Annotated in this window: 17 protein-coding genes; 6 read left to right on the forward strand and 11 right to left on the reverse strand. The window is 52.9% G+C overall.

The window, feature by feature from the left end; translation table 11 throughout:
* Positions 1 to 117 precede the first annotated feature (117 nt).
* The gene (locus JT719_RS13655) at positions 118 to 1,170 is read right to left on the reverse strand and encodes a S66 peptidase family protein (RefSeq protein ID WP_242693243.1); all 1,053 of its coding nucleotides are present in this window, start codon (positions 1,168 to 1,170) and stop codon (positions 118 to 120) included.
* Positions 1,171 to 1,647: 477 nt separating this feature from the next.
* Between JT719_RS13655 and JT719_RS13660 the strand changes: the two genes are divergently transcribed.
* Positions 1,648 to 3,030 (forward strand): D-alanyl-D-alanine carboxypeptidase, encoded by a 1,383-nt coding sequence (locus JT719_RS13660; RefSeq protein WP_207433884.1) that lies wholly within the window; start codon positions 1,648 to 1,650, stop codon positions 3,028 to 3,030.
* Positions 3,031 to 3,459: 429 nt separating this feature from the next.
* Here JT719_RS13660 and JT719_RS13665 read toward each other — a convergent pair whose 3' ends face one another.
* Entirely contained in the window at positions 3,460 to 4,665 is a 1,206-nt protein-coding gene (locus JT719_RS13665; protein ID WP_207433885.1) for a C40 family peptidase, read from the reverse strand.
* Positions 4,666 to 4,927: 262 nt separating this feature from the next.
* On the opposite strand from JT719_RS13665, the gene JT719_RS13670 reads away from it, so the two are divergent.
* Positions 4,928 to 5,407 (forward strand): GNAT family N-acetyltransferase, encoded by a 480-nt coding sequence (locus JT719_RS13670; protein ID WP_207433886.1) that lies wholly within the window; start codon positions 4,928 to 4,930, stop codon positions 5,405 to 5,407.
* Between the two features lie 31 nt (positions 5,408 to 5,438).
* Complete coding sequence (locus JT719_RS13675) at positions 5,439 to 7,844, forward strand: TonB-dependent receptor (RefSeq protein ID WP_207433887.1); 2,406 nt, start codon at positions 5,439 to 5,441, stop codon at positions 7,842 to 7,844.
* Between the two features lie 787 nt (positions 7,845 to 8,631).
* Here JT719_RS13675 and JT719_RS13680 read toward each other — a convergent pair.
* Positions 8,632 to 9,924: a M20/M25/M40 family metallo-hydrolase gene (locus tag JT719_RS13680; RefSeq protein ID WP_207433888.1), complete on the reverse strand. Its 1,293-nt coding sequence runs from the start codon at positions 9,922 to 9,924 to the stop codon at positions 8,632 to 8,634.
* A gap of 610 nt (positions 9,925 to 10,534) precedes the next feature.
* On the opposite strand from JT719_RS13680, the gene JT719_RS13685 reads away from it, so the two are divergent.
* Positions 10,535 to 10,861, forward strand: coding sequence for a hypothetical protein (locus tag JT719_RS13685; protein ID WP_207433889.1), 327 nt, complete (start codon positions 10,535 to 10,537; stop codon positions 10,859 to 10,861).
* Positions 10,862 to 10,986: 125 nt separating this feature from the next.
* On the opposite strand, the gene JT719_RS13690 is transcribed toward JT719_RS13685, so the two are convergent.
* The gene (locus JT719_RS13690; RefSeq protein ID WP_479725267.1) at positions 10,987 to 12,330 is read right to left on the reverse strand and encodes a DEAD/DEAH box helicase; all 1,344 of its coding nucleotides are present in this window, start codon (positions 12,328 to 12,330) and stop codon (positions 10,987 to 10,989) included.
* A 292-nt stretch (positions 12,331 to 12,622) separates the two neighbouring features.
* Between JT719_RS13690 and JT719_RS13695 the strand changes: the two genes are divergently transcribed.
* Positions 12,623 to 13,126 carry a hypothetical protein gene (locus JT719_RS13695; RefSeq protein WP_242693244.1) on the forward strand — a complete coding sequence of 168 codons (504 nt, stop codon included), beginning with the start codon at positions 12,623 to 12,625 and terminating at the stop codon, positions 13,124 to 13,126.
* A gap of 108 nt (positions 13,127 to 13,234) precedes the next feature.
* Here JT719_RS13695 and JT719_RS13700 read toward each other — a convergent pair whose 3' ends face one another.
* The 3 genes from JT719_RS13700 to JT719_RS13710 all read right to left on the reverse strand — a co-directional run bounded on the left by JT719_RS13700 (position 13,235) and on the right by JT719_RS13710 (position 15,476).
* Positions 13,235 to 13,411, reverse strand: a complete 177-nt coding sequence (locus tag JT719_RS13700; RefSeq protein ID WP_207433891.1) for a hypothetical protein — start codon at positions 13,409 to 13,411, stop codon at positions 13,235 to 13,237.
* A 35-nt stretch (positions 13,412 to 13,446) separates the two neighbouring features.
* Positions 13,447 to 14,946 (reverse strand): HTTM domain-containing protein, encoded by a 1,500-nt coding sequence (locus JT719_RS13705; RefSeq protein ID WP_207433892.1) that lies wholly within the window; start codon positions 14,944 to 14,946, stop codon positions 13,447 to 13,449.
* Between the two features lie 101 nt (positions 14,947 to 15,047).
* Positions 15,048 to 15,476 (reverse strand): hypothetical protein, encoded by a 429-nt coding sequence (locus tag JT719_RS13710; protein ID WP_207433893.1) that lies wholly within the window; start codon positions 15,474 to 15,476, stop codon positions 15,048 to 15,050.
* Between the two features lie 211 nt (positions 15,477 to 15,687).
* Here JT719_RS13710 and JT719_RS13715 point away from each other — a divergent pair, with 211 nt between their 5' ends.
* Positions 15,688 to 16,089, forward strand: coding sequence for a thiol-disulfide oxidoreductase DCC family protein (locus JT719_RS13715; RefSeq protein WP_207433894.1), 402 nt, complete (start codon positions 15,688 to 15,690; stop codon positions 16,087 to 16,089).
* A 728-nt stretch (positions 16,090 to 16,817) separates the two neighbouring features.
* Here JT719_RS13715 and carB read toward each other — a convergent pair.
* From carB to JT719_RS13735, 4 genes are all read right to left on the reverse strand, one after another.
* Complete coding sequence (gene carB / locus JT719_RS13720; RefSeq protein WP_207433895.1) at positions 16,818 to 19,631, reverse strand: carbamoyl-phosphate synthase large subunit; 2,814 nt, start codon at positions 19,629 to 19,631, stop codon at positions 16,818 to 16,820.
* A 406-nt stretch (positions 19,632 to 20,037) separates the two neighbouring features.
* Positions 20,038 to 22,986: an ATP-dependent DNA helicase gene (locus tag JT719_RS13725; protein ID WP_207433896.1), complete on the reverse strand. Its 2,949-nt coding sequence runs from the start codon at positions 22,984 to 22,986 to the stop codon at positions 20,038 to 20,040.
* A 510-nt stretch (positions 22,987 to 23,496) separates the two neighbouring features.
* The gene (locus JT719_RS13730; protein WP_207433897.1) at positions 23,497 to 24,612 is read right to left on the reverse strand and encodes an alkene reductase; all 1,116 of its coding nucleotides are present in this window, start codon (positions 24,610 to 24,612) and stop codon (positions 23,497 to 23,499) included.
* 56 nt (positions 24,613 to 24,668) lie between these two features.
* On the reverse strand, positions 24,669 to 25,127 hold the full coding sequence (locus tag JT719_RS13735) for a MarR family winged helix-turn-helix transcriptional regulator (RefSeq protein ID WP_207433898.1): 459 nt from the start codon (positions 25,125 to 25,127) through the stop codon (positions 24,669 to 24,671).
* Positions 25,128 to 25,368: the final 241 nt, after the last annotated feature.

Genomic DNA, 25,368 nt, shown 5'->3' on the forward strand with positions numbered 1-25,368 from the left:
AGAAAACGATGTTTTTTCAAGGCAATAGGTGAAATAGTAGGATATAGTTAGCGGGAAAGGATGCAAAACTAATGTAATTATATCAAAAACAGGACCATATACCTGCAAAGTTCAGCATCAGGACACGGCACTGCCTAATAACTTTATGGTGCCGGCAGTAGCGTCTATTTCGGCCTCGGCGCCTACCGGAACAGTGAACTTGTGCGTGATGTGCCCAATCATGGCCCCGGAGTAAACGGGTACCTTAAGCGGCTGCAGGTGCTGCTCCAGCACTTCCTCCAGGGTAAGGGAGCCGTAGCCTCGGCCCGGGTCGCAATCTGAGCACTTGCCAAACACCACGCCTTTCACTTGGTCCAGCACGCCGGCTAGTTTTAGTTGGGTGAGCATGCGGTCTACCCGGTACACGGCCTCGTTGGTGTCTTCCAGGAACAGGATGGCGTCTTTCCAGTTGGGCAGGTAGTCTGAACCGATGATGGCCGTGAGCACCGTTAAATTGCCGCCCACCAGTTTGCCGCGGGCGGTGCCGGGTGTAATAGTAGTGATGCGGTCTTTGGTGAGGGTGAGGTTATCGCCCAGTTCTTTGGGGTTCTCAAACAGCACCGGGTTACCGTCAAACAACACCTGCCGGAAAGAGTCTACTGAGAACTTGTTCCAGGTAGCCGAGCCCACGGGACCGTGGAACGTTATCAGCCCGGTTTTTGCGTTTATGGCCAAAAGCAGCGCCGTAATGTCTGAGTACCCAATGAGTGGTTTCGGGTTTTTCTGGATGGTCTTATAATCCAGCAGCGGCAGCAAGCGGGCGCAGCCCCAACCACCATGAATGGCTAAGATTCCCTGCACGCTTTTATCAGCGAACATGCTGTTCACGTCCTCGGCGCGGGCCTGGTCTGTGCCTGCCAGGTACCCGAACCGGTCAAACACGTGTTTCCCCATCTTCACTTTCAGCCCGAGCGCCTCAATGGATTCCTTGGTGATCTGCACCACCTCTTTGCTGAACGCTGCGCCCGCAGGGCAGATCAAACCCACGGTATCGCCGGGTTTGAGGCGGGGTGGAAGAATCGCTTTGGGGGCTTTCTTAACAGCGGGGACAGAGGTGAAGCCCAACAGGGGAAGGGCCGCAGTGGCCATAGAAAGCGAAGCCAGCACCTCGCGGCGGGTTCTAAGCGTCATAGGAAAAACAGGTTTAGCAGGTGTGCGGATGAAAGAGCGCGTTAAAATAATGAGTTTGCACCTGTTTCACCTGTTTTTCTGCTGGTTTTTCAAATGGTGGCTCAAAACTAGAAGCAGTACGGCTATTCTGTGCCAGGTGAATCCTAACAATCGTCTTCTTTCTATTTTCTATGGCGCGGAAGTTACTTCCGTGACTTGTGGACTAAAGTCACGGAAGTAACTTCCGCGCCATAGTTGGGCAACACAAGAAATTGCCCCTACAAAAATCCAGAAATGCCATACTCAGCACGAGTAATCATCCCCCTACCCCCTTCAAAGGGGGACGAAATGCGTGCTGGAATTCTTCCGAAGGGCCATTCGCTAGGAAACAGGACAAGAAAGGCTTAGCTTGAGAGAAGAAGCCGGCAAATTTTTCAAGTAATCTTTGATGCTGTCAGAATCTTAGATTAATTAAGGGTTCTGAAACCTACCCCGTTTATGCACACCCTTCTCTTCGGTCGTCGATGGCTCTCGCTGCCTTGTCTTTTCCTGTTCTTTCTGCTAGGCTGTAGCAGTACCAAAACCCCTCCAGTTGCCACTACTCCACCACCGGTTGCACCCACGCCGCCGCCTTACGGTCCCGAGGAAATCAAAAGGCAGGTGCTGGAATCTGAGATTGGCAAGAACCGCTTTGTGGGGTTTGCTTTGTATGACCCGGCGCTGGGCAAAATGGTAGTGGAACACAACGTAGATAAGTACTTTGTGCCGGCCTCCAACACCAAGCTGTTCACGTTCTACGCCTGCCTTAAAATGCTAGGCGATTCCATACCGGCGCTCAAGTACGTGGTGCGCGGCGATTCCCTCATTTTCTGGGGTACCGGCGATCCTACCTTCACCCACATGGACCTGAAGAACACTGTGGCCTATGATTTCCTGAAAAACCGAAAGGAAAAGCTGTACTACCTGGAAGCGCCTTACACCAGCACGCCCTTCGCCACCAACTGGGGTTGGGACGACTATAACTATTATTACCAGCCCGAGCGCAGCGTGTTCCCCATTCACGGCAACGTGGTGAAGTTCGCCCGCAAAGGAGGCGCGGCAAAACCTTATACCACCACCCCGGCCATCTTCAAGCGCACCGTCAAAACCGATACCGCCCGCTACTCCCACAACGACGCTTTTGTACGGGCCTGGCGCACCAATGACCTGACCTATTATCCCAAACACGCCTCCGCCGATTTCGCCGTAGAGGTGCCGTTCATCCCCTCACCGGACATGACCGTGCGTCTGCTCACCGACACCCTGAAGCGGAAAGTCACCTTGCTCAAGAACCGTTCTCTGCCGCAAGGCGCCCAGACCTTCTATGGCCTGCCTTCAGACTCCGTCTACAAACGCATGCTGCAGGTAAGCGACAATCTCTTTGCCGAGCAGCTAATGGCCCTGTGCTCCGGCACCTTATCTGATACCCTCTCGGTGGAGCGCGCCATTAAGCACGCCGTGAAGAACTACCTGAGTGACCTGCCCGATGCACCGGTGTGGGTAGACGGTTCCGGGCTTTCTTCCATGAACATGTTCACGCCCCGCAGCATCATTGCCCTTCTGCAGAAACTACAGCAGGAACGCCCCACCGAACGCCTCCTGCCTTTAATGGCCACCGGCGGACGCCCCGGCACCTTCCGGAACATCTACAAAGCGGAGCCTCCTTTTGTCTTCGGCAAGTCCGGTACCCTGGCGCACGTGCATAACCAGAGCGGCTATATTATAACCAAGAGCGGGAAACTGCTGCTGTTCAGCTTTATGAACAACAACTTTAAAGTCTCTTCCGGGGATATCCGTAACGAGATGGTCAGGATTATGACGGAGGTGCATGAGAAGTATTGAGAAATAGCTTTCGCTTAGAGTGGAGTTGAAAAGAAGCCGTTTCGGGGCTGTTTTCTATAAAACAGTCTTGAAACGGCTTATGTGTATTCATGTGTTCTGAAAGTCAGTATACAGAGAGCTTTGGACCAGGTTCTCAAGCCCTCGCTCGCCTCTGGCGAGTGTGAGTCATCGGGTGGCGTCTCGCCGCCCTGCGGGCTGTTAATCAAATGTCAAGTAGTGGTTTCCTGTGGCCAGAGGCCACAGAATAGCTTACACTCGCCAGAGGCGAGCGAAGGAATGCGGGAGCGGGCCAGACTACTGCAGAGACTTTCGTTTAGCAAATACACAGCTTGGGAAAGCTTTCTCCTTTAAACAAAAAAGTGCCTCGTTTTCGGCCTGTTCTGTGGGAATCAGGGCGAAAACGAGGCGCTTGTCTTATGATGGATCTGCTTACTGGAAAAGCGAGGCTGTTCTCAGGTCTATAAGAGTGGCCTGCGGGGAGATGCGTTTGGCTCTTAGGAAACGCTTCAGTTCGGAGGCATCGTGGTTGGGGGCGGCGGGGTCCATGCTGTTGATGCGCACGCGGCCGGCCGAGTGGATGAACTCGTTGTTGCCGATCCACATGCCTACGTGCACCACGCGCTCGGGCTTGCCGTCTTTGGCCGGTGACCCGAAGAACAATAGATCGCCGGGTTTCAGGTTCTGGAAGCCGCTTTGGGTGTCAATCAGCTCACCGATATGGACTTGCTGGGAGGCATCGCGTGGCAATACCAGGCCGTTCATGAAGTACACGGTCTTGGTGAAGCCGCTGCAATCAACACCTTTAAAAGACGTACCGCCCCAGAGGTAAGGCAGGCCCAGCAGGCGCTTGGAAGTTTCCACCAGGTTCTGCTCAGTAGGTTGGCGAGTAGAGGCCCATTTGTTGTATTTCTCCACTTCGGGAGCAGAAACAAAGCCGGTGCGGCCATCAGGGAAAGCCACTTCGTAGAAGCCTTTGGTCTGGGTTTTCAGCACCAGTACATCGCCGTACACCAGGTCAGACACAGTAGCGCCTTTGGTGTCCGGGGTGGCGTAGGCAAAGCCGTAGGGATTGGTATAGAGCAGCTTTTCGCCTTTCTGCCAGGCGGTAAATGCGGTTTGGTCCATCAGTTTGATGCCGCTGCCGTCTACCCACGCCAGGTACTGATCCGGGGTTTGCACCAGGTACCAGCCGCTTTTCTGTTTCCAGACCCGCAGGGGAGTACCCATGGTGGCCTGGGTAGCCAGTTCGGCGGGGTGCTTGGGCTCAGACCGAAGATTCGCGACAGACAACGTCACTACTGCATAATGATTCCCGTTCAGCTCCGCCTGCGGCAGCACCTGAATGCTGTCCTGGTACGTGATGCCGGCAGAGCGCAGTCGTTCCAGTAAGGCGGCTTTGGCGGCAGGTAAGTTGGTTTCGCCGGTGAGTACGTTGCTGTAAGCCTTCACGTCAAATAAAGCTACCCGTTTGTCTGGGGCAAACTGTTTACGTACTTCGTCAATGTGCGGCGTGTACTCTGAAGGAGCCTGTGACGCCACTGCCTTCGCGACAGCCACCACCTCGGGCGAGGGTTTGGAGCTGGAGCAGGCCGCCAGAAAACCCAATAGGAGGAGGAAAGGAAAATTCTTTTTCATGGGAGATTTGTCTGTGGGCGAAATATAGGTTTTTTCCTTTAAACCCGAACAGGCAGAACGCACAACTCGTTCCGGATGCCTGTCTTTATACAGGCAAATTCCAGTTCTTTTCTTTTTCAGGCCTGTTTTAGCCAAAGTAGCCCAAAATCAGCAGGCTCTCCTTAGTGGTAGGAGAAGACTTTGTTTTAAGCCTCTTTTCTGCAAAGTGGAGCCTAAACGCAAGGTGGTTTCAGTATCTTTGCCCGCTAGTACTTTCAAAATTATGACTACCGCTTCTACACCCGCAACCGTTTCCATCATTGACTATACTCCCGTTCATGCCGCTAAATTCCGTGAGCTGAACCAAGCCTGGATTGAGCGCTACTTTGAGATGGAGGAACTGGACTTCAAATCTTTGGGCGACCCAGACGGCTACATCATTGCCAAAGGCGGGCACATTTTCATGGCCGAGTACAACGGCGAGATTGTGGGTACCTGCGCCCTGATCAAAGTAGACGACCAGACCTATGAACTGGCCAAGATGGCCGTGACCGATAAGGCCCAAGGCCTTAAAATTGGTAAGCGCCTGGGCGAGGCCGCCATCCAGAAAGCCCGGGAACTGGGAGCCTCCACGCTCATGCTGCTCTCAAACCGCAAACTGGAAACGGCGCTGCACCTGTACCACAAATTAGGATTTGTGGAAGTGCCCGACGAACTTAAGGAGTACAAACGCGCCGACATCAAAATGGAGATGGCGCTGTAATTAAGATCCCCTACTTTTTATCTCATTTTTCATGAAATCTTATCTTGCTCTGCTGCTGATAGCGTTGCCCTGGGCGGCATCGGCGCAGAGGGTTTCCGTACAGGACCGGGCCAATCTTCAGCCCTTGGTTGGAGTGCGGGTTGTGCCCGTACAGGGCGGCGGCACCGTGCTCACCGATGCCAAAGGCCGGTTCAATGTGCAGGAGTTCAGACCCACCGACAGCCTCCGCTTTGAACGCGCCGATTACCAGCCCCGCACCGTGGCCGTGAACCAATTGGAACGCCTGCATTACCGGGTGTTGCTCACTGAGCGTAGTTACTCGCTGGAGGAAGTGGTGGTCTCGGCCAGTAAATTTGAGGAGAAGCGTGCCGATGTGCCGCAGCAATTTCAGGTGCTGAAAGCGCGGGAACTGGCCTTCCAGAACAACCAGACCTCCGCCGATGTCCTGCAGCAAACGGGTCAGGTGCTGGTGCAGAAAAGCCAGGCGGGCGGCGGCAGTCCCATCCTGCGCGGCTTTGAGGCGAACAAGGTCTTGATGGTGATAGACGGCGTGCGCCTCAACAACGCCATATACCGCGGCGGTCACCTGCAGAACGTGATCACGGTAGACAATGCTTCTTTGGAGAAAGTGGAGATGGTGTTTGGCCCCGGCTCAGTGGTGTATGGCTCCGATGCCCTGGGCGGCGTCATCCATTTCTACACCAAAAACCCCGTCTTAGCCGATAGCGCCGGAGTGCGCGTGACCGGCGGCGCTTTCACCCGCTACGCTACCGCCAACAAAGAAAAGACCGGTCACGTGGATTTCTCCGTGGGCGGACGCAAGTGGGGCAGTTTCACCAGCTTCACTTACTCAGACTTCGGGGATCTTCGCCAGGGCAAGAACCGCAATCCGTTTTACGGCACCTGGGGGCTTCGGCCTTACTATGCCCAACGCATCAATGGCGAGGACGTGATGGTGCCCAATGAGAACATCAACGTGCAGAAATTCACCGGCTACAAACAGTACGATGTGCTGCAGAAAGTGCTTTTCCAGCCCTCGGCTAAGACCGCGCACCTGCTCAACCTACAGTTTTCCACCTCTTCAGACATTCCGCGCTACGACCGCCTCACCGAGGTAGATGCCCAGGGCCGCCTGAACCACGGCGAGTGGTATTACGGTCCGCAGGAGCGCTGGCTGGCCGCCTACACGTTCACCACCAAAGGTCGGGGCTGGTTGGAAAACCTACGCGTGACCGCCGCTTACCAGAGCGTGGAGGAAAGTCGCCATAACCGCCGCTTCAACCGCGGTCCGCTGCAGAACCGCCTGGAACACGTGGATGTCTACACCCTCAACGCAGATGCCAGCCGGATCTTAGGCGAGCACGAACTCCGCTACGGCCTGGAGGGAACCTACAATGAGGTCTCCTCCCGCGCCTACGGCACTAACCTGACTACCGGCGAGCGTTCGCCCCTGGATACCCGTTACCCCGGTGGCGGCTCAGACATGCGCACCGCCGCTGCTTATTTCACGCACACCTGGGAGATTACGCCGCAATGGATTTTCTCTGATGGGTTCCGCCTGAGCCGGGTAGAGCTGAACGCCGATTTCTCCCAGGACAAAACCTTTTTTCCGTTTCCGTTTGATGACGTAACGCAGAAGAATACTGCCCTGAACGGCAACCTGGGCCTGGTGTACCAACCGGGCCGTGACTGGCGTTTTGCCGCTGTGGCCTCCTCGGGGTTCCGGGCACCCAACGTAGATGACCTGGCAAAGGTGTTCGAATCGGTGGCCGGTCAGTTGGTGGTGCCCAATCCTACTCTTAAGCCGGAGTACACCTACAACGCGGAGCTATCCATCGGGAAGACCATTGCGCAAGCCGTGCGGGTGGAAGGCGTTGGGTTCTACACCTGGTACCGCGATGCCATCACCACGCAGCCGTTCACGTACCTTGGCCAGAGCGAAGTAGAGTACAACGGACAACTAAGCCGCGTAGTAGCGAACGTGAACGCGAACAAAGCCTACGTCTACGGCATCAGCGGAACACTTTCCGCCGATGTGACCCAGGCCTTCCGTCTGGCTTCCACGCTCACTTGCACCTACGGCCGCATTAAAGCTGAAACCGGCGAGACCCCGCTGGACCACATACCGCCGGTTTTCGGTAAAACCAGCCTGTTTTTGACTTTGCCTAAGTTCCGTTCTGAGTTCTTCGTGCAGTACAACGGCTGGAAACACCTGGAAGACTACAACCCCGTGGGCGAGGACAACCTGCAGTACGCCACCCCGCAGGGCGTGCCCACCTGGTACACCCTCAACCTGAGAACCGCTTACCAGTTGCACCCCAGAGTGCAGGTGCAGGCTGCTTTAGAGAATATCTTGGACAAGTTCTACCGCGTCTATGCCTCGGGCGTAAGCGCTTCCGGCCGCAATTTTATGCTGACGTTGCGAGGGAATTTTTAGATTGATTTCTCTTAAAAACAGAACCGCTGTTTAAAGCTTGGTTATTTAAAAGGAGCCCATAAACGGAAATCGGTTGTGTAGACCTCACAGGTTTTGAAAACCTGTGAGGTCTTTTGCTTTTGGAGGAGACACTCATAGGAGCTTCGCACATTACGAGGTCAATACCCACTTCTACTGTCATCTTGGAAAGATCTTGTGAGCGAACGGTAATAGCGCTTGAGCAATGCTTCCCTAGTTAGCTCACAAGATTCTTTCAGGATGACAAAAAAAGAGGGGGCTGTACAATATGGCAAAAGCGAATCCCCTGTTTTTTGTCTGCTTTCTGAGAAACAGATCAAAAACAGGGGATTCGCTTATCTATAAGGGGAGGCAATTTAGTAGAAAATTTACCACTTGTAAATCTGGTAAAGCGTTGCTGCTAAGCCCAGCAGGAAGACACTCCAGTAAAACAACTTCCATCCCGTTCCTGTTGGGTACACTTTCCCTTGGTAGTAGGCCACTTGTATAGATTGCCCTTTTCGGTAAAGAGGAATGCTGGCCCTTACTTCCAGCTCTTGCTCTATTAACTGGTGGTTATCTGAGTGGAATTGAACAATTGGGGAATACATGTAGCTGATACTACCTGTGTTAAACCTCCACCCACCTTCTAACTTAATGATAGTGCCTACAGCGTGAAACCCGTACTTGGCACATCTATGGTCAAGATAGATGAAAAATAAGCCTACTCCTAAAAAACTAAGACTGACTACTAAAGGGATAAAGGTGAAAAGGTCCAACGTGGTATAGATTACTGCACCTGCGTCTTGTCTACGCGCTTAGGAGTTTTCTTGCCTTGCACGAAGTCTTTGGCACCCATGGCAATGGCTTTGATCATGTTGGTCATGTGGGCCATGTCAAGGCTTTCTACCTCATCATCCACGGAGTGGTAGAGCTTGTCTTTGTCAATCTGCACCGAGGAAATGGTATGGGCCGGAACGCCTAAACGGGCCAGCGTGGCGTTATCTGAGCGGTAGAACAGGTTCTGCGACGGATACGGGTCTGGGTGAAAGCTGTACGGCGTACCTTTCACGGCTTGCTGCAACAGCGTACCGAAATCAGATTTCTCAAAACCGGTGATGTAGGCGCTGTTCGGGCCGAACTTGGAGCCTTTGCCAATCATCTCGATGTTGAACATGGCCACAATCTCATCGGGGTTCAGTTGCTGAGAGAAGTGCTGGGAGCCGTAACCACCAATTTCCTCGGCGGTGAAGGCCACAAAGAGGAGCGTGCGCTCAGGCTTGGCTTGTTTCTTAAAGTGCTTGGCCAGGGTGATTACCGCGGTAGTGCCAGAGGCATCGTCATCGGCGCCATTGGCAATAGAGTCGCCGGCTACGGGTTGCATGGTGCCAATGTGGTCATAATGGCCGGAGAACACGATGTACTCGTCTGTACGATTGCCGGGGATCATGCCGGCTACGTTGGCCAAGGGAAGCTCCTCTACGTCATTCTTGATCTCAATATCAAAGGAAGTAACCTGCGTAAGCGGAGACAAGACGAAGATTTTGGTGTTGCCTTTGCCCAGTTCCGTCACCGGGGCAGATTGCTTGAAGTACCCGGCGTAGCGGTTAAACATCTCCTGGTGCTTGGGGTGGATGATCACCAAGGCGTCTTTCTCTACCCGACGGGCCTTGTTGATACCCTGCCGGAAATCATCGTTCTCACCAATGAAAATAGGCTGAGGCGCTTTTTCCTCCCATTCCACTTTGCGGTGCACCGTGCTGAAGAAGAACTCCTCAGGCTTCAGGCGGCTACCGTTGATCTCAATATCGGCTTTGCTGGGCTTCAGGGTGAATACCTTGAACTCCTGCTTGAAATCAGTGTCACCGGCCAAGGGCTGCAAGCCAATCTGCTTGAACTCGTTGGAGATGAAATCGGCGGCTTTCTCCACGCCCGGCGTGAAGGTTTTGCGGCCCATCATATCATCGGCGGCCAGGGTGCGGATGATGCGCTCCACGTCTTTCTGCTGGATGTCTTTTTGCGCAAAGACTCCGGTAAACGGCAGGAGGGAGAGGCAAAGGGTAAGCGTCTTTTTATAGATCATGGTCTGAGGTGGGTAAGTGGATTCGTGGGAAAGTGAGTAAATATAGCGTCTTCTATATAAAACAACCTATTAGTCCAGCTTTAATGGTTTTTCTTACAAGGGCTTTTGCATAAGAAAAGCCAGACGAGCAGGATAACCCATTCAAGGCTTCGAACAAAATGGTTTGTTTTAGAAGCTTTCTACGAAAAATAGCCCTAAAACAGATAGCCGTTTTACAGAAGAGAAGCCTTGAACAACCCCCGTCAAAGGCATACTCTGTGAGAGAACCGCAACTAATACTTTCCCAAGAATGGCTTGCGGTAAATACTAGGCAATTGACCCTAGTACTATTGAGAAGTTCATGGGAAAGCCAATTTAGAAGTGTCCTGTGAATGAGCGCGTTTTCTTCTGGAAATTAAACCTTCTATATACCAATTGAAGTATATAGCGCTGCTGTGATGTAGTTTCTTGGAATCTGCTCTTTTGAAAATAATGGTAGAAAATTCAGAAAGGAGTGCAACCATTCGGGCTTATTTGCGATAAAATGGATTCGCCGGGTTACGAGGAAGGCTTGCCGAGCTCACTGCCTGGAACGAGAAAATGAACTGAACATCATAAATTATTTACAACTATGGAAAATCAACAGCCATCTGCTGCATCTCAGGATGCAACTTCTTACTCACAAGATTCAAACACCGGATCATCTGCCAACCAAGGTAAAGGCGGGCTTGTAGGCTCTATCACCAGCGGCGTGAAAAACATCCAAATGCCACAAGCGGTGAAAAACCTTGGTTCTACTGTGGGCCGTTCTTACAACAGCATGAGCACTACTCAGAAAGTATTGGGTGGCGCAGCATTGCTGGGAGCTACTTACTGGGTGGCCAACAACCAAGGCTGGATTGGCGGACAATCTAAAGTTGGCAAAAAATCTAAGGGTTCTAGCACTCAGAATTCTTAATTGAAAACAGTTTTAGAAACGGATTCTTGCCAGGAAATGTAGTTGCAAGATTCTAGTAAGACTGTCTCTAAACAAACAGAAAGGCCGAGCATGTGTACGTGCTCGGCCTTTCTGTTTGGTAACGGTTATCTTCTGGGACCTCGGCTTCGGCTCGACCGTTTGTTGCCACTACCGCCGCTGCCTTGGCTGTTGCCCTGGCGCTGCTCTGGTCTTCTGTTGCTGCTCTGGCCAGATGAGCCAGCAGGGCGTTGCTCTGGTCTGCGGTTATTCTGGCCGCCGCTTCTTGGCCCTCGGCTTTGGCTGTTTCCGCCGGAAGCTGCTTTGGCCAGTTTATCGGTGGCCTTGCCGCCAGCCAGTGGAAGTTTCTTGTAATCGGCGTGGAAAGGCTGCTCCTCTTCTACCGGAATCGTCTGCTTGGTGAGCTTTTCAATGTCGCGCAGGTACGGCAGCTCAGTGTCATCGCAGAAAGAGAGGGCCAACCCTTCAGCGCCCGCCCTACCGGTACGGCCAATGCGGTGCACGTAGGTTTCGGGCTCGTTTGGCAAATCCACGTTGATAACGTGGGTAAGGTCGTCTACGTCAATCCCGCGGGCCGCAATATCAGTAGCCACCAAAGCCTGCAGTTCATAGTTTTTGAACTGGCTCAGGGCTCTCACCCGCGTGCTCTGGGCTTTGTCTCCGTGGATGGATTGCGCCGCGATGCCCACTTTGGAAAGTTCTTTGGCAATGCGGTCTGCGCCGTGTTTGGTGCGGGAGAAAACCAGGGCTCTTTTAATGCCGGTTTCTTTCAGGAGGTGCTTCAACAGAGCCCGCTTAGCGGTTTTCTCCACAAAAAACACCTTCTGGTCAATCTTCTCAGCGGTGCTTGATACTGGCGTTACCTCTACATACACCGGATCTTTCAGAATGCTGTTGGCCAGTTTCTGGATTTCCTGCGGCATGGTAGCCGAGAACAGAAGCGTCTGGCGGTTGGCCGGAATCTGGGCAATAACCTTGCGCACGTCATGGATGAAGCCCATGTCCAGCATCCGGTCGGCCTCGTCCAAGATGAAGGTCTCAATGTACTTGAGCGACACCAAGCCTTGGTTCATCAGGTCCAGCAATCGGCCTGGGGTAGCCACCAGAATATCCACTCCGCGCTTGATCTGCTCTACCTGCGGTACCTGGCCAACACCACCAAAAATAACGGTGTGTTTGATTTTGGTATGACGTCCGTAGGCCTGAATGCTGTCGCCAATCTGCAGCGCCAGTTCCCGGGTTGGGGTCAGGATAAGCGCCCTGATGGCTTTAGCCGGGTGCGATGGACCTGCCTCGTGCAACCGGTGCAGGAGCGGCAAACTGAACGCCGCCGTTTTTCCGGTGCCGGTCTGCGCGCAACCCAGTAGGTCATCGCCGTTCAATACGGGCGGAATTGCTTGTTCCTGGATGGGGGTGGGGGAGGTGTAGCCCTCTTCCTGCAGTGCCTGCAAAAGAGGTTCTATTAATTGAAGTTCAGAAAATGTCATTATAAAAAATAAAGGCCTACCACTTAGGCCTGCATAAAAAAAGAGGGGCAACACTATCTGCCCCCTTAGTAGACACAAAGATAGGTAAAAAGATTCAGTATGGGTTTTGGGCTTGTTTTAACCAAAATAACCCTGATTCAGACTTACCCTGAGAGGTGATATGCCGTTCAAGCAACCTTCGCGTAAAAAAACGGTTAAATCTCATGAAGTAATACCAGTGCCTGCAACGCGGGGTGCTGCTCTAAACCAAGAAACTATGGAAGCTACCAGAACAGTAAGACGGGATAAAACCACCAAAAAGGCATCTAAGAAAAGATTGAACAAATGGCTCCGGTCGGGCCTAAGCGGACTGGCAGGAGCTGTGGCCGTCACCATTGTCCATGAAAGCGTGCGGCGCTTCTACCCTGAGGCTCCCCGCATGGACATATTGGGCATGCGCGCCATTGCCAAGGGATTGCGGTACGCCGGCCAGACGCCCCCCGATGATGATAAACTGCACGCCTGGTCTTTGGTGGGAGATATTGTCTCCAACGGGGTGTACTACAGCTTAACCGGAGGCGGTAAAAAAGCGTTGTGGCGCGGCACCATTTTGGGAGCCTTAGCGGGTGTAGGCGGCGTAGTTCTGCCCGGACCCATGGGATTGGGCGTTGCCCCAAGCGGCCGAACCAAACAAACGCAGGCACTTACCATTGGCTATTATTTGCTGGCGGGAGTTGTGGCCGGTGGTGTAGCTAGATGGCTGCGGAAGGTGAAAGTTTAAGGAAAGCGCCACCTTACCAATGTCAATCAGAAAGCCGAATCGGAGTTGTTTTCCTGAAAACAGCCCCGATTCGGCTTTTTTTAGGTTAAGCATCCATGAAACGCTGGTTTAATGCTTACGACCGGAGCCGCTTTTCTTACCACCGCCGTCTTGCTTGTTGACGGTTGCCCAGGCGCGTTTTTCTGCTTCTTCTTCGCTCAGGCCACGTTTTTCGTAGCTTTCTTCAATGTGTTCTGCTTGCCGCTTCTGTTTGTCTGTGTAAGCAGATTTATCTCCTCGTGGCATAACTAATGATTTGGATTGATGAACATCTAACTATTTTAAGGCCTGCAGTTGCAAAGCACCTCCCGCTTAATGGGTTCGGTTTTGTAATCTGGTAGTGACACTTCTTTCATGTAGATCACGTTCAGTTCATTGATTTGCTCAGGCTGCGGATGTTCTTCGTTCCAGCGGCGCAGGAGGTAAAAACAATAGTAAGGCCGCATGTACTCATTGGGTACAAACAGGTAGTTTTCTGAGTACTTGCGCCACCGGTCGTTTTTGAACATGCTCATCACCGAGGCCGGTTTTGCGGTGTCTGGTTCCTTGCCTTGCTGGTTCAGGTCTACCTTGCGGTTACTGTTGGTGGTGCCTTCCAGAACATACCAACCATCTTCTTTAAACACATTGGGCGCGAACATGCTCCAGTTCTGGTCTAATCTGGGAATCAGCGTAGCCCAGTGAAAGCCAGATGGCATCTGGAAGTAGGATTTGCCCAAAGTGCTCAGGTTCCACCACAGCGCCAACACAAAGGCCACCAGGACCACTCCTTCGCGCAGGTACCTGAGCGACTCAGCCCATTGGGGGGAATTCCATTTGAACTGCACCTGCATGTCTACCGGAGAGCGCCAGCCATGCCCCATCTGAGCCCACCTGCGTTGTATTTTGGTATAGCCATAGCGCAGGTACCGGTCTACCACATCCATCACCGGAGTGGGCAACAGACCCATTACCGCCGAGATGCTGATAAGATAGAACAAGCCCACAAACAGTGTTAAACTTATGCCAATGTGCAGGCCTACTATCGCAACAAAGAACACCATCCTGAACCAGGTATTTCGCCACGGAATCAGCAAGATAAACGGCAGCCACAACTCCATAAAATAGGTGATGTGGGTGAGTTGCTTCATCAGTAAGGGATACTGGTAAAGAATGCGCCCACCAGGCATCAGGATCTGGTCAAGGCTGAGGGCGTAGTAAAGGGCGGTACCGTCTGTTGTCCAGTCTGCGCCGCTTTTCAGCAAGGCCGTGAAGACATACACCCACGCTACCTGGCAGATGTAAGCCGCCGAGGCAACACTAAGATACCGGGTTGTGGTTTCTATGATAGGAGCCCGGCGGGCATCCAGGGAGTAATGCCGGTGCCAGGGCAGGAACATGCCCCAGAAAAGCAGCATCCGCAGCAGGCTGTCGCCAGATTGGGAAATGAGTGGGTTTCTATTTTGCAGCGAGAGCAGTAAGATCCAGGAAACGAACGTGGCCCACCGGGTATGATAGCCCAGTAACAGGCAGATAGCCGCCACCGCCGCAATGGCAAACAGCACGGCCTGGAACTGCCACATGCCGCTTAAGGCATGAAAGGAGAAGAAATACTGGTTCCAGGCGTTGGAGTGCAGCACGTGGAGAGGCAGGATTCCCATGTTGGAATAGTGCGCCTCCAGGTCGGTTGCCCTGATGCAAATGTCCAATAACAATACGCTGGCCACCCAGATCCGCATGAGGGAGAGCGCCCGGGTATCGGTGTAGAATACGCGTTCCAGATACTGTCTTAGTAGATGCATAATGGTTTGTGCGTGAAGAGTGAAAACAGAAAAGGCAAAACCACCAGGTCTTGCCTTTTCTGCAATACATTGCGGTTCCGAAGAACGCTTATCTCAAGCTACTAGCGGCCAGTTGTAGTAGTACCGGTAGTGGTACCAGTTGTAGTGCCAGTGGTGGTTCCGGTGGTAGTACCAGTTGTACCTGTGGTAGTACCGGTAGTGGTGCCTGTAGTTCCGGTGGTACCAGTTGTACCTGTGGTGCCGGTAGTTCCGGTAGTACCTGTTGTACCAGTAGTGGTTCCGGTGGTAGTACCAGTTGTTCCGGTAGTACCAGTGGTGGTGCCAGTGGTTCCGTAGGTGGTACCAGTAGTAGTGCCGGTTGTACCAGTTGTTCCGGTGGTGCCAGTAGTACCAGTAGTGGTACCAGATTCAGTGCTCATGTCTGTAGTGGTGGTGTCCGTAGTGGTCTCACCTGTACCTGAGCAGGACGTCAGCGCCGAAGTTGCAACGAAAGCGGCAACCGCGAACAGGTTTACAAATGTTTTTTTCATAGTTTCGATAGGTTAATGAAAGATGAATTAATGGTTATCCTTTTCAAGTTCATCTTTTACGAGTGCTTCTTAGAAAGGTGCCATGTTCTGCTAAAAATTATTACGCTATACGTGTAAAGTTTTCGTAAATAGGGTGTGTGGTACGTATTCATACGTGCTAACTGCGTACCATTACGTACCGGTTTCTGTACCTCTTTAGAAAAGATGCCTTATGCTTCCAGCCACTACCACGGTGCTATTTGACGGCGTTTGCAACCTCTGCAACGGGTTTGTGCAGTTCGTGATCAACCATGATCCTGAGGGATATTTCCACTTTACCTCATTGCAGTCTGAGATGGGGCAGAAAGTTCTGAAAGCGCATGGCCTGCCCACGGAACAGTTCAAGACTGTCTTGCTTCTGGAAAACGGGAAACTGTACTCCCGCTCCACCGCCGCCCTGCGCATTGTGCGTCGGCTTAACGGAGGTTGGTCCCTGCTGTATGCCTTTCTGCTGGTACCCACTTTCCTGCGAGACCCTCTTTATGACTGGGTTTCGCGCAACCGCTACAAATGGTTTGGGCAACAGGAAAGCTGTATGCTGCCTACCCCGGAGCTGAAGGCTCGCTTTCTTTGATTTTTGGTTGTTTGATACGCTTTCGCTTAGATAGCTTCTGCTGATGCTAGCGATTTGACCGCTGATCCAGTGACTCATGAGCGGCTCATTGCATAGGGAGCGGTATGCGCTCACGGCCGCGGGGCCCCGTCTTCCGCGCTCGCGCTGTACCAGCTTCCATTGCTCCCTTTCGGTCGCAATGCCTGCGGCACCGGAACCTGCTAAGGCGCTCGCCCGAAAGACTGGAATCGGCTTCTTTGGGCTGCTGCGTTGTATAACAAAGCAGAGGTTGTTTATCAAAGCAGAGCAGGCTATTTAAGGTCTTACCCTATTGCTTTCCTTGAGTATTTCCCCTGGTTCAAGTCTGTGACTTGGACCTAGAATAGTCGGCAGTTTGCAACTGCCGTGAGGGGATAGCCTCAAATGCACGTGTACTGATCCGCTGGCGCGAGCCTCCGGCTCGTGTCCGCACGCATTCCAGAAAAGCTTCACTAAATAGTCTGGAGTTCTCATCAACCCACACACCGCCTTTCTGTACTTCCATCACGTCAAGATTTCTGAACTGCGTTCACCAACCACATATTCCCCTCAAGAAGAGAAAGGGATGTTTACATCTGCTGATCTTGCCCTGATTTACAGCTTCTTTTCTCAAATTAGCCCTAAAACGCAAAAAGGCTGCCCCAACCGGAACAGCCTTTTCTTTATCAATTAACGTCGTGCTACGTGATACGAGCTACGTGCTACCAGAATTACATACTCAGATACAGGTTGCGCTCTGAGTACACCTTAGTGAAGTACTCGTCTTCTAGGTCATTGATGAAGTAGATGGCTTCGCCGGTAGACTTCATTTCTGGGCCTAGCTCTTTGTTCACCTCTGGGAACTTGTTGTGCGAGAACACCGGTACTTTGATCGCGAAACCGTTCTTCACTGGGTTAAAGGTGAAATCGGTTACCTTTTTCTCGCCCAGCATCACCTTAGTGGCGTAGTTCACATACGGCTCCTGGTAAGCCTTGGCAATGAACGGCACGGTACGGCTGGCACGTGGGTTCGCTTCAATGATGTACACAATTCCGTTCTTGATGGCGAACTGAATGTTGATCAAACCAACCGTGTTTAGGGCCAGCGCGATTTTCTTTGTGTGCTCCTCAATCTGACGGATCACGTCTTCGCCTAAGTCAAACGGAGGCAGCACCGCGTACGAGTCACCGGAGTGGATACCAGCTGGCTCAATGTGCTCCATGATGCCAATGATGTGCACGTTCTCACCGTCACAGATAGCATCTGCCTCGGCCTCAATGGCGCGGTCCAGGAAGTGATCCAGGAGTACGTGGTTGCCCGGGCTATCTTTCAGGATGTCCAGTACCTGCGCTTCCAGCTCCTTCTCGTTGATCACGATCTTCATGTTCTGACCGCCTAATACGTAGCTAGGACGTACCAACAGCGGGAACTTCAGGTCTTTGCACACTTCCAGCGCTTCCTCGGCAGAAGTCACGCTCGCGAACGGAGGGTACGGGATGTTGTTTTCTTTCAGCAGGGTAGAGAACGCACCGCGGTCCTCGGCCAGGTCAAGGCTCTCATAGGTAGTACCCATGATTTTGATGCCATAGCGGGTCAATTTCTCAGCCAGCTTCAGAGCGGTCTGTCCACCCAACTGCACAATCACGCCTTCTGGTTTCTCGTGCAGGATGATGTCGTAGATGTGCTCCCAGAATACTGGCTCAAAGTACAGCTTGTCTGAAATGTCTGAGTCTGTGCTTACCGTCTCGGGGTTGCAGTTAATCATGATGGTCTCATAACCACACTCGCTGGCCGCCAGTACGCCGTGCACGCAGGAGTAGTCAAACTCAATGCCCTGCCCGATGCGGTTAGGACCAGAACCTAATACCACTACCTTCTTACGATCGGTGACAACGCTTTCGTTCTCGCCGTCAAAGGTGCTGTAGTAGTAAGGCGTCACGGCCTCAAACTCGGCGGCGCAGGTATCTACCATTTTGAACACGCGCTTGATACCCATGCTCGTGCGCTTCTCGTGAACTTCGCTCTCTTTGCAACGCAGCAGGTACGCCAATTGTCTATCAGCGAAGCCTTTTACTTTGGCAGAGCGCATCAGGTCCACCGGAATATTGTCGATGGTGTATTTCAGCACCTCACGCTCGGTCAGCTCCAGCTCTTCAATCTGCTGCAGGAACCACGGGTCAATTTTGGTCACCTTCTGTATGGTGCTGGTGGCTACACCAAATTTCATGGCGTCTTTGATGGTGAACAGGCGGTCCCAGCTTGGGTTGGCCAGGCTGTCCATCAATTGGTCATAGTTGGTTTTCTCTTTGCCATCGGCGCCCAGGCCGTTCCGCTTGATTTCCAAGCTTTGGCAAGCCTTCTGCAGCGCCTCCTGGAAAGTACGGCCAATACCCATTACCTCGCCTACAGATTTCATCTGCAGACCCAGTTTCTTGTTCGCGCCTTTGAACTTGTCAAAGTTCCAGCGCGGTATCTTCACAATCACGTAGTCCAGCGCGGGCTCAAAGAACGCCGAGGTAGTCTTGGTGATAGAGTTTTTCAGTTCATCTAAGTTATAGCCAATGGCCAGTTTCGCGGCTACTTTGGCAATAGGGTACCCGGTTGCTTTGGAAGCCAGCGCCGAGGAGCGGCTCACGCGGGGGTTAATTTCAATGGCGATGATGCTGTCATCATCAGGGTTCACCGAGAACTGCACGTTACAGCCGCCGGCAAACTGCCCGATACCCGCCATCATTTTGATAGCCAAGTCACGCATCTGTTGGTAGATGGTGTCTGGCAGGGTCATGGCTGGGGCTACTGTAATAGAGTCACCCGTGTGGATACCCATCGGGTCAAAGTTCTCAATGGAGCAGATGATAATCACGTTCCCGATGTTATCGCGCAACAGCTCCAGCTCATACTCTTTCCAACCCATAATGCTTTGCTCCACCAGTACCTCGTGGGTAGGGCTGGCGTGCAGACCGCGGGTAAGGGCCTGGTCAAATTCCTCTGGAGAGTTCACGAAACCACCACCGGTTCCACCCAGGGTGAACGACGGACGGATAACCAACGGGAAGCCGATTTCCTGGGCGATTTCTTTCCCTTCCAGGAACGAGGTTGCGGTGCTGCCTTTGCAGACACCTACGCCCAAATCCAGCATGAGCAGACGGAATTTCTCACGGTCTTCGGTGGTCTCAATGGCTTTGATGTCTACACCAATGATGCGTACCCCGTATTTTTTCCAAATACCAGCTTTGTCGCAGTCAATCGCCAGGTTCAACGCAGTCTGCCCACCCATGGTAGGGAGTACCGCATCAATTTGGTGCTTCTCCAGAATCTCAATGATAGACTTCTTCTCCAGCGGCTTCAGGTACACGTTGTCCGCGGTGATAGAGTCGGTCATGATGGTGGCGGGATTTGAGTTGATGAGGGTTACCTCAATCCCCTCCTCGCGCAGGGAGCGGGCGGCTTGGGAGCCAGAGTAGTCGAATTCGCAGGCTTGCCCAATAACGATGGGACCGGAACCAATGATTAAGACTGACTTAATGGAATTATCTTTCGGCATTAGTAAAGCGGTATGTATAAATTGCCCAAAGTTAAGGCAGAAAGTTTAGAATTATGAAATAAACTGCCTTGGGCGGTTAAATTATTCGCTTCTGCGCTTGAACTGCCTGATTGTCAGTAAGAAGACAGAAACCGATTGTGAACAGCAGCAGGCGCCGGAAGAGTTCCTGAATATCAGGAAGGAAGAACAAAGAATAACGCTGACGCATGTGGAAGGCGTCTTGCGCCCTGCTTGTATTGCTTTAGAGGGCAGCGGCTTTTTATCCTGCTGGCTGACGTCGTTGCAGTGCAACGACGCTACATATTGCCCTGTAGCGACGTTACACTATAACGTCGTACGCATTCCATCGGAATATTAGGTAGAGGTGCGTTTCAGGCCTGGTTTCTGGAAAGCAGGCCTGAAACGATTAGGATTGTGAAAACGAAACCCCGCGGCGTTCCCACTCAGAGGCTAACTCCAGTTTCGGTAGCAGTATCTTCAGCAACCAATTTTCCATTTCTTCCCCGGCGTGGAAAGGCGTGATGTCTACCGGAAGTTCATCTTTGAGGTGCTGCATGCGGGCGGTATGGTGCACGCGGGAATCCAGAATCACAAAAGCGCCTTTGTCTTTCTCGCGCCTTACCAAGCGCCCGAATCCCTGGCGTAACTTGTGCTGACTGGCCGGATAATAGAATTTGCTCCAGAAATAACCGCCCTCTACCTCGCGGCGGTGCGCTACCAAGGGGTTTCCCAACGAGGCATTCGGCAACCGGAAAACAATCACCTGTGAGAGCGTGACGCCCGGGAAATCCACGCCTGACCACATGCGGTCCAGGCCCAGCAAAACGGAATGCTCCTCTTGCCGGAACCTTCTGATTTCCCACAAGCTAGTGCCTTCTTGCTTGAGCAGTTCAATGTCATAGGCGGGCAGGCGCGGGTGCAGCCATCGGTAAGCATCTTCCATGTCACGGCGGCTGGTGAAAAGGACCAATGTTCGGCCGTTCAGGGCCACAATGCATTTGAGCAACGTTTCCATGGAAGTCTGCAGCCAAGCCTGCTTCTGGTCTAGCGGCATTTTGTGCTCATAGCAGGGGATGAACGCGGGCACTACGGCGTGGACCTTTTCCTGCTGCTCATAGTTGAACGGCGACAGGTAGCGCACTTCCTGTTCAAACGGCTCTTGGCGGCCCAGTTGGTTCCTGAAGTACTGCGTGTTGCCGCCTACGTACAGCGTGGCCGAGGTGAACAGCAGGCTGGGGTAGATGTTCTGCAGTTTGTCCATCTCGTCCTGCAGGTAGTACGGCATCTTGCTCACCGACCAGTGCTGACCGCTTTTCTCCAGCACATGAATCCACTTGCGGGCCGGGAAATCGCTGGTAATTTTCATGAGCGAATCGGCGAACTCGGCGGCTTTTTCTTTGTAGGTTTCCAGGCGGCTGTAGGTCTTGTCCTCGGGCTTTTTCAGAAGCTTGAGAATGCGGTCTATCTTGCCGGCCACAAACTGAACGGCCGTCAGGAGTTCCTGCAGGGCCTGTTCAATATCGGCACTGAATTCTCTTTTGGTCCAGCGGCCGTTTTCTACCAGCGCCACTTCCTCCTGCCACCGCTGCTCCCCTTGAATGGGAAGGGCTTGAATCAACTCGCCACTGGCCCTGATGGTAGTACAGTCGCGGTGGATGGAGTCAATCTCGGCTAGCACCAGTTGGGCGGTTTCGGTGTCTGCCTGGTTAGCTACTTTTTCGGCCACAATGTCCAGGAAACCTTTGCGGTAGTCTTTGCCCAACAACGGGCGCAGTAGCCGGGCTTCCATCACGGCCAAACTGAAGTTCATGCTGAGGGCGCTCCGGGCGAAATCAGGGAATTGGTCGGCCTCGTCAATGATGCAGTGCTTGATTAAATCTGTGAGCTTGGGCGGCAACTGCAGCAGCTTGTGGTGGTTCGTGACGATGATATCGGCGGCGTAGGCCTGCTCCATGTGGCGGGCGTACGTGCACTTGGCGGGTTCCAGGCACAGTTTGGGCACGCAGACTTCCTGGGCGTTGGCCTCACTGAGCAATCGGTAAGTATCCGGTAAGATGGCCCTGATGTTGTGCGGAATCTCTTCCACCTCGCCTTGGGTATGGTGCACGCGCAGCACTAAATAGAGCCAGCTCAGCCCTTCCCGGATGGTGCCTTTCTCCTGCACCACCAGCTCGTCATACAAATCCAGCAGCGCCGAGATGCAGAGGTAATTGTTTTTGCCTTTCACAATGGCGGGCCGCAGATGCGCGTGTAAACCGCCCTTGAACCGTAGGCGCGGAATCTCGCCCTGCATGACTTGCTCCTGCAGGTTTTTGGTAGCCGTGGCTACCACCACTTTGCGACCAGGGTTCAGGCGCAGCAGCTCGGCGGCGGCCATGAGGTAGCCCATGGTTTTACCGGTGCCGGTGCCGGCCTCGGCCACAAAAGTGCCTTTGTCGGTGAGGGCTTTGTTGCAGAATTTGGAGTACTGCATCTGGGCATACCGCTCGGGCAGGCCGTGTTTCTTGTACCAGGCGTGCAGGGCATCATGGATGAGCTGGTCAGACGGTTGGGCGATGTCTACGCGGGGTTTTACCGTGGGCGCATCGGGTACGGTAGGGAGCCAGGAAGTGAGCAGTTCCCGCAGGTGAAACGGCAACACGGGCACTTGGGTGGTGGCAGGCGGCGTAAGCCAGTGCAAATCCAGCGGCTCCAGCGTCTCAATGTGCTCGGCGGCGTGCAGCAAGGTGCGCCAGGCGGTGCCCATGAAGATGGCGCCTAAGTCCAGCACTTGCCTTAGCAGTTGCATGAACAGGGTAGGTTCACCGGGTTCATCCTCGGGCGTGCTGGGGATTTTCTGCAAGAGCACCTCCAGCAGTTGGAAGAGGTGCGTGTGCAGCGCCGCCAGCGCCACGTGCATGGGCTGAGAGGCCGGCTTTTTCTGGGCGGCGGTGGAACGGGCCACCACATCGCCTATCTCCATCAGGTTGAGGTGCGGCAGGAAGAACGAGGACAGTACGGCCAAGTCGGCGCAGACGGGCGGCGAGGTCATGCCTGCCAGGATGTAATGCTTCAGCCAGGTTTGCTCGTGCCGTTCGTGGAAGAAGAACACGTGCGTGAAAGAGCTTAGGTATGCCTGCACCTCGGCTTTCTGTTCCTGCCAGGTGGGGGCACTCTTCGCCAGCTCTTTGCTGATTTTAGACTGTTTCTGTACGCTTCGGCCAAACTCCGCCTCGGGGTTGACAAACCACTCCTTCAGCACCGCATTCCCCTTCTGCAGCGACAACACGCCCACCTGCAGCAGCCCATGTTTGGAACCGTAAGGGCCGGTGGCAAATAAATGCAGGATGGCAAAGGATGGGGAATCAGCTTTCATCAGGACCTCGTTCACTCGTCTAAGCAGAACCACAAAGGTACTCTATGCTAAGGAATTTGCCGCAAAATAGTGCTGGATGCTAAGGAGTTTAGAGGAGTTTGTTTTGAGGGTGTTTTGGGGAAAGTAGGTCTAAAGTGGGATGGTTTGATATGCAATATTGCCGCTTTCCGGGATAACCCACCCCTACCCCTCCCAGGAGGGGAATTTTCAATATGCGTGTCAAATGGTTTTAGGTATGCAGAACCAATCAATGGCTGCTGATTTTGACTACTGCCCCGGCTATGGAGAATACATCAGGAGAAAGTTCCCCTCCTGGGAGGGGTAGGGGTGGGTTGCTTTAGTAGAGCTGCTATGGCACAGAAGTAACTTAAGCGCCATAGAAAAGACTGGAACCGCTTCGATTTTAACCTAATTTCCACAGAGCACCTCTGAAACGAAAAAAGCCGCACAAAGCGTGCGGCCCTTTTCTATATATGCAGTTGTGTTATTCCTGATATAGTATCTTATAAGTTATGCAGCAGCCTCAGCCAAGGTAGGGTAGTCGGTGTAGCCTACTTCTGCGGTGTTGCTGTAGAAGGTGTTGTAATCTGGGGCATTCAGCTCAGCAGTCTGCGCGAAACGCTCTACCAGGTCTGGGTTCGCGATGAACGGACGTCCATAGGCCACCAAATCAGCGAATCCATCGGCCAACACTTTGTTACCGGTTTCCTGCGTAAAGCCGCCGTTGATAATCAAGGTGCCGTTATATAACGGACGGAAGTGTTTGGCGATTTCCTTGATGGCGTAAGGCAACTCGGCTACTTTAGGAGAAGCCTCGGTCAGGTGCAGATAAGCCAGGTTGTAGTCGTTCAGACGCTTCACGATGTACTCAAACGTAGGCGCGGTTTCCTCATCAACGGTGATGCCGAACTGCTCGTGCATAGACGGGTTCAGACGAACACCTACGCGGCTCAGGTCAATTACTTCCTTTACGGCATCCAGCACCTCGAAGAAGAAGCGGGCGCGGTTTTCGATGGTTCCGCCGTATTCATCGGTGCGCTGGTTTGCGCAGCGGCTGAAGAACTGGTGGAACAGGTAGCCGTTGGAAGAGTGAATCTCCACACCGTCAAAACCAGCTTCCACTGCATTGGCAGCCGCTTTCTTGAAGTCCTCCACAATGCCTTTGATTTCCTCGGTCTCCAAAGCGCGTGGCGTCACGGTTGGTTTAAAACCTTCTTCGGTGAACGCTTGGTCGTTGGGGTTGATAGCCGAAGGAGCTACCGGCAATTCACCGTTGTGGAAATCTGGGTGCGACATGCGGCCCACGTGCCACAACTGCGCGTAGATTTTGCCGCCTTTCTCGTGCACGGCGTTGGTCACCAGTTTCCAGCCTTCTACCTGCGCGGCAGAGTAAATGCCCGGGATGTTGATGTAGCCCACACCCTGCGGACTCACCGGCGTACCTTCTGAGATGATAAGACCGGCGCTGGCGCGCTGGGCGTAGTACTCGGCGTTCAGCTCAGTGGGTACGTTCTCGGGGTTATTAGACCGGCTGCGGGTCATGGGGGCCATGACTAAACGGTTGTTCAGTTGTAAGGCGCCTTTCTGATAAGGCTGTAACAGCGGTTGATTTTCTATTTGGCTCATAATCTTATTTCTGTGTAAACATAAGTTGTATATACAACTATATGGGTAAAAAAATATTAACCTTCTCGTTCTCTTAATTTGTCCATCAGTTCGCCAATCTGTACGGCTTCTTCTGGGGTAATCTGGCTGTATTTCTCTTCCAGGTTCTGCATAATGGTGTCAGTCTGCTTCAGCAGTTCCAAGCCTTTCTCGGTGATCACAATGTCTACCTTGCGGCGGTTATCGGCGCACTGGCAGCGGGTCACCAAGCCTTTCTCCAGTAGTTTGTCTACCAGACGAGTGGCGTTGGAGTCACGGTCCAGCATGCGTTCCTGGATCAGGCCCAACGTGGCCGGATTAGGGTACTGTCCGCGCAGAATGCCCAACACGTTGTTCTGCTGCAACGACAAGCCATACTGCTTCAACTGGCAGGAGAATTCTTTCTGCAGCCAATTGCCCGTGAACATAACGTTCACCACCATGCGGCGGTAGGGGCTGCCAAATGTCTTCTGCTTCAATTCGTCCTCTAATTTCATGGGCTTTCTGCCGTTCATGCGGCAAATGTACGTTGCTCTATTGTATATACAACTATTGTATAAATATAGTTTCAGGAAAAACCAAAAACGAATGGTATTTACAGGGGTAAAACAGCCTAAGTGTTCAGGGCTTCTTTTTAATAAAAATAGCCTTATAATAACCCTGGAAGCGGTTTTTGTCTCCTGCCAAACACTCTGCTTTGTTCGCTTATGGGTGTTCTTAGGGTAACCTGGTTTCCGG

The organism is Sabulibacter ruber (assembly GCF_017355955.1).
GTDB lineage: Bacteria > Bacteroidota > Bacteroidia > Cytophagales > Hymenobacteraceae > Nibribacter > Nibribacter ruber_A.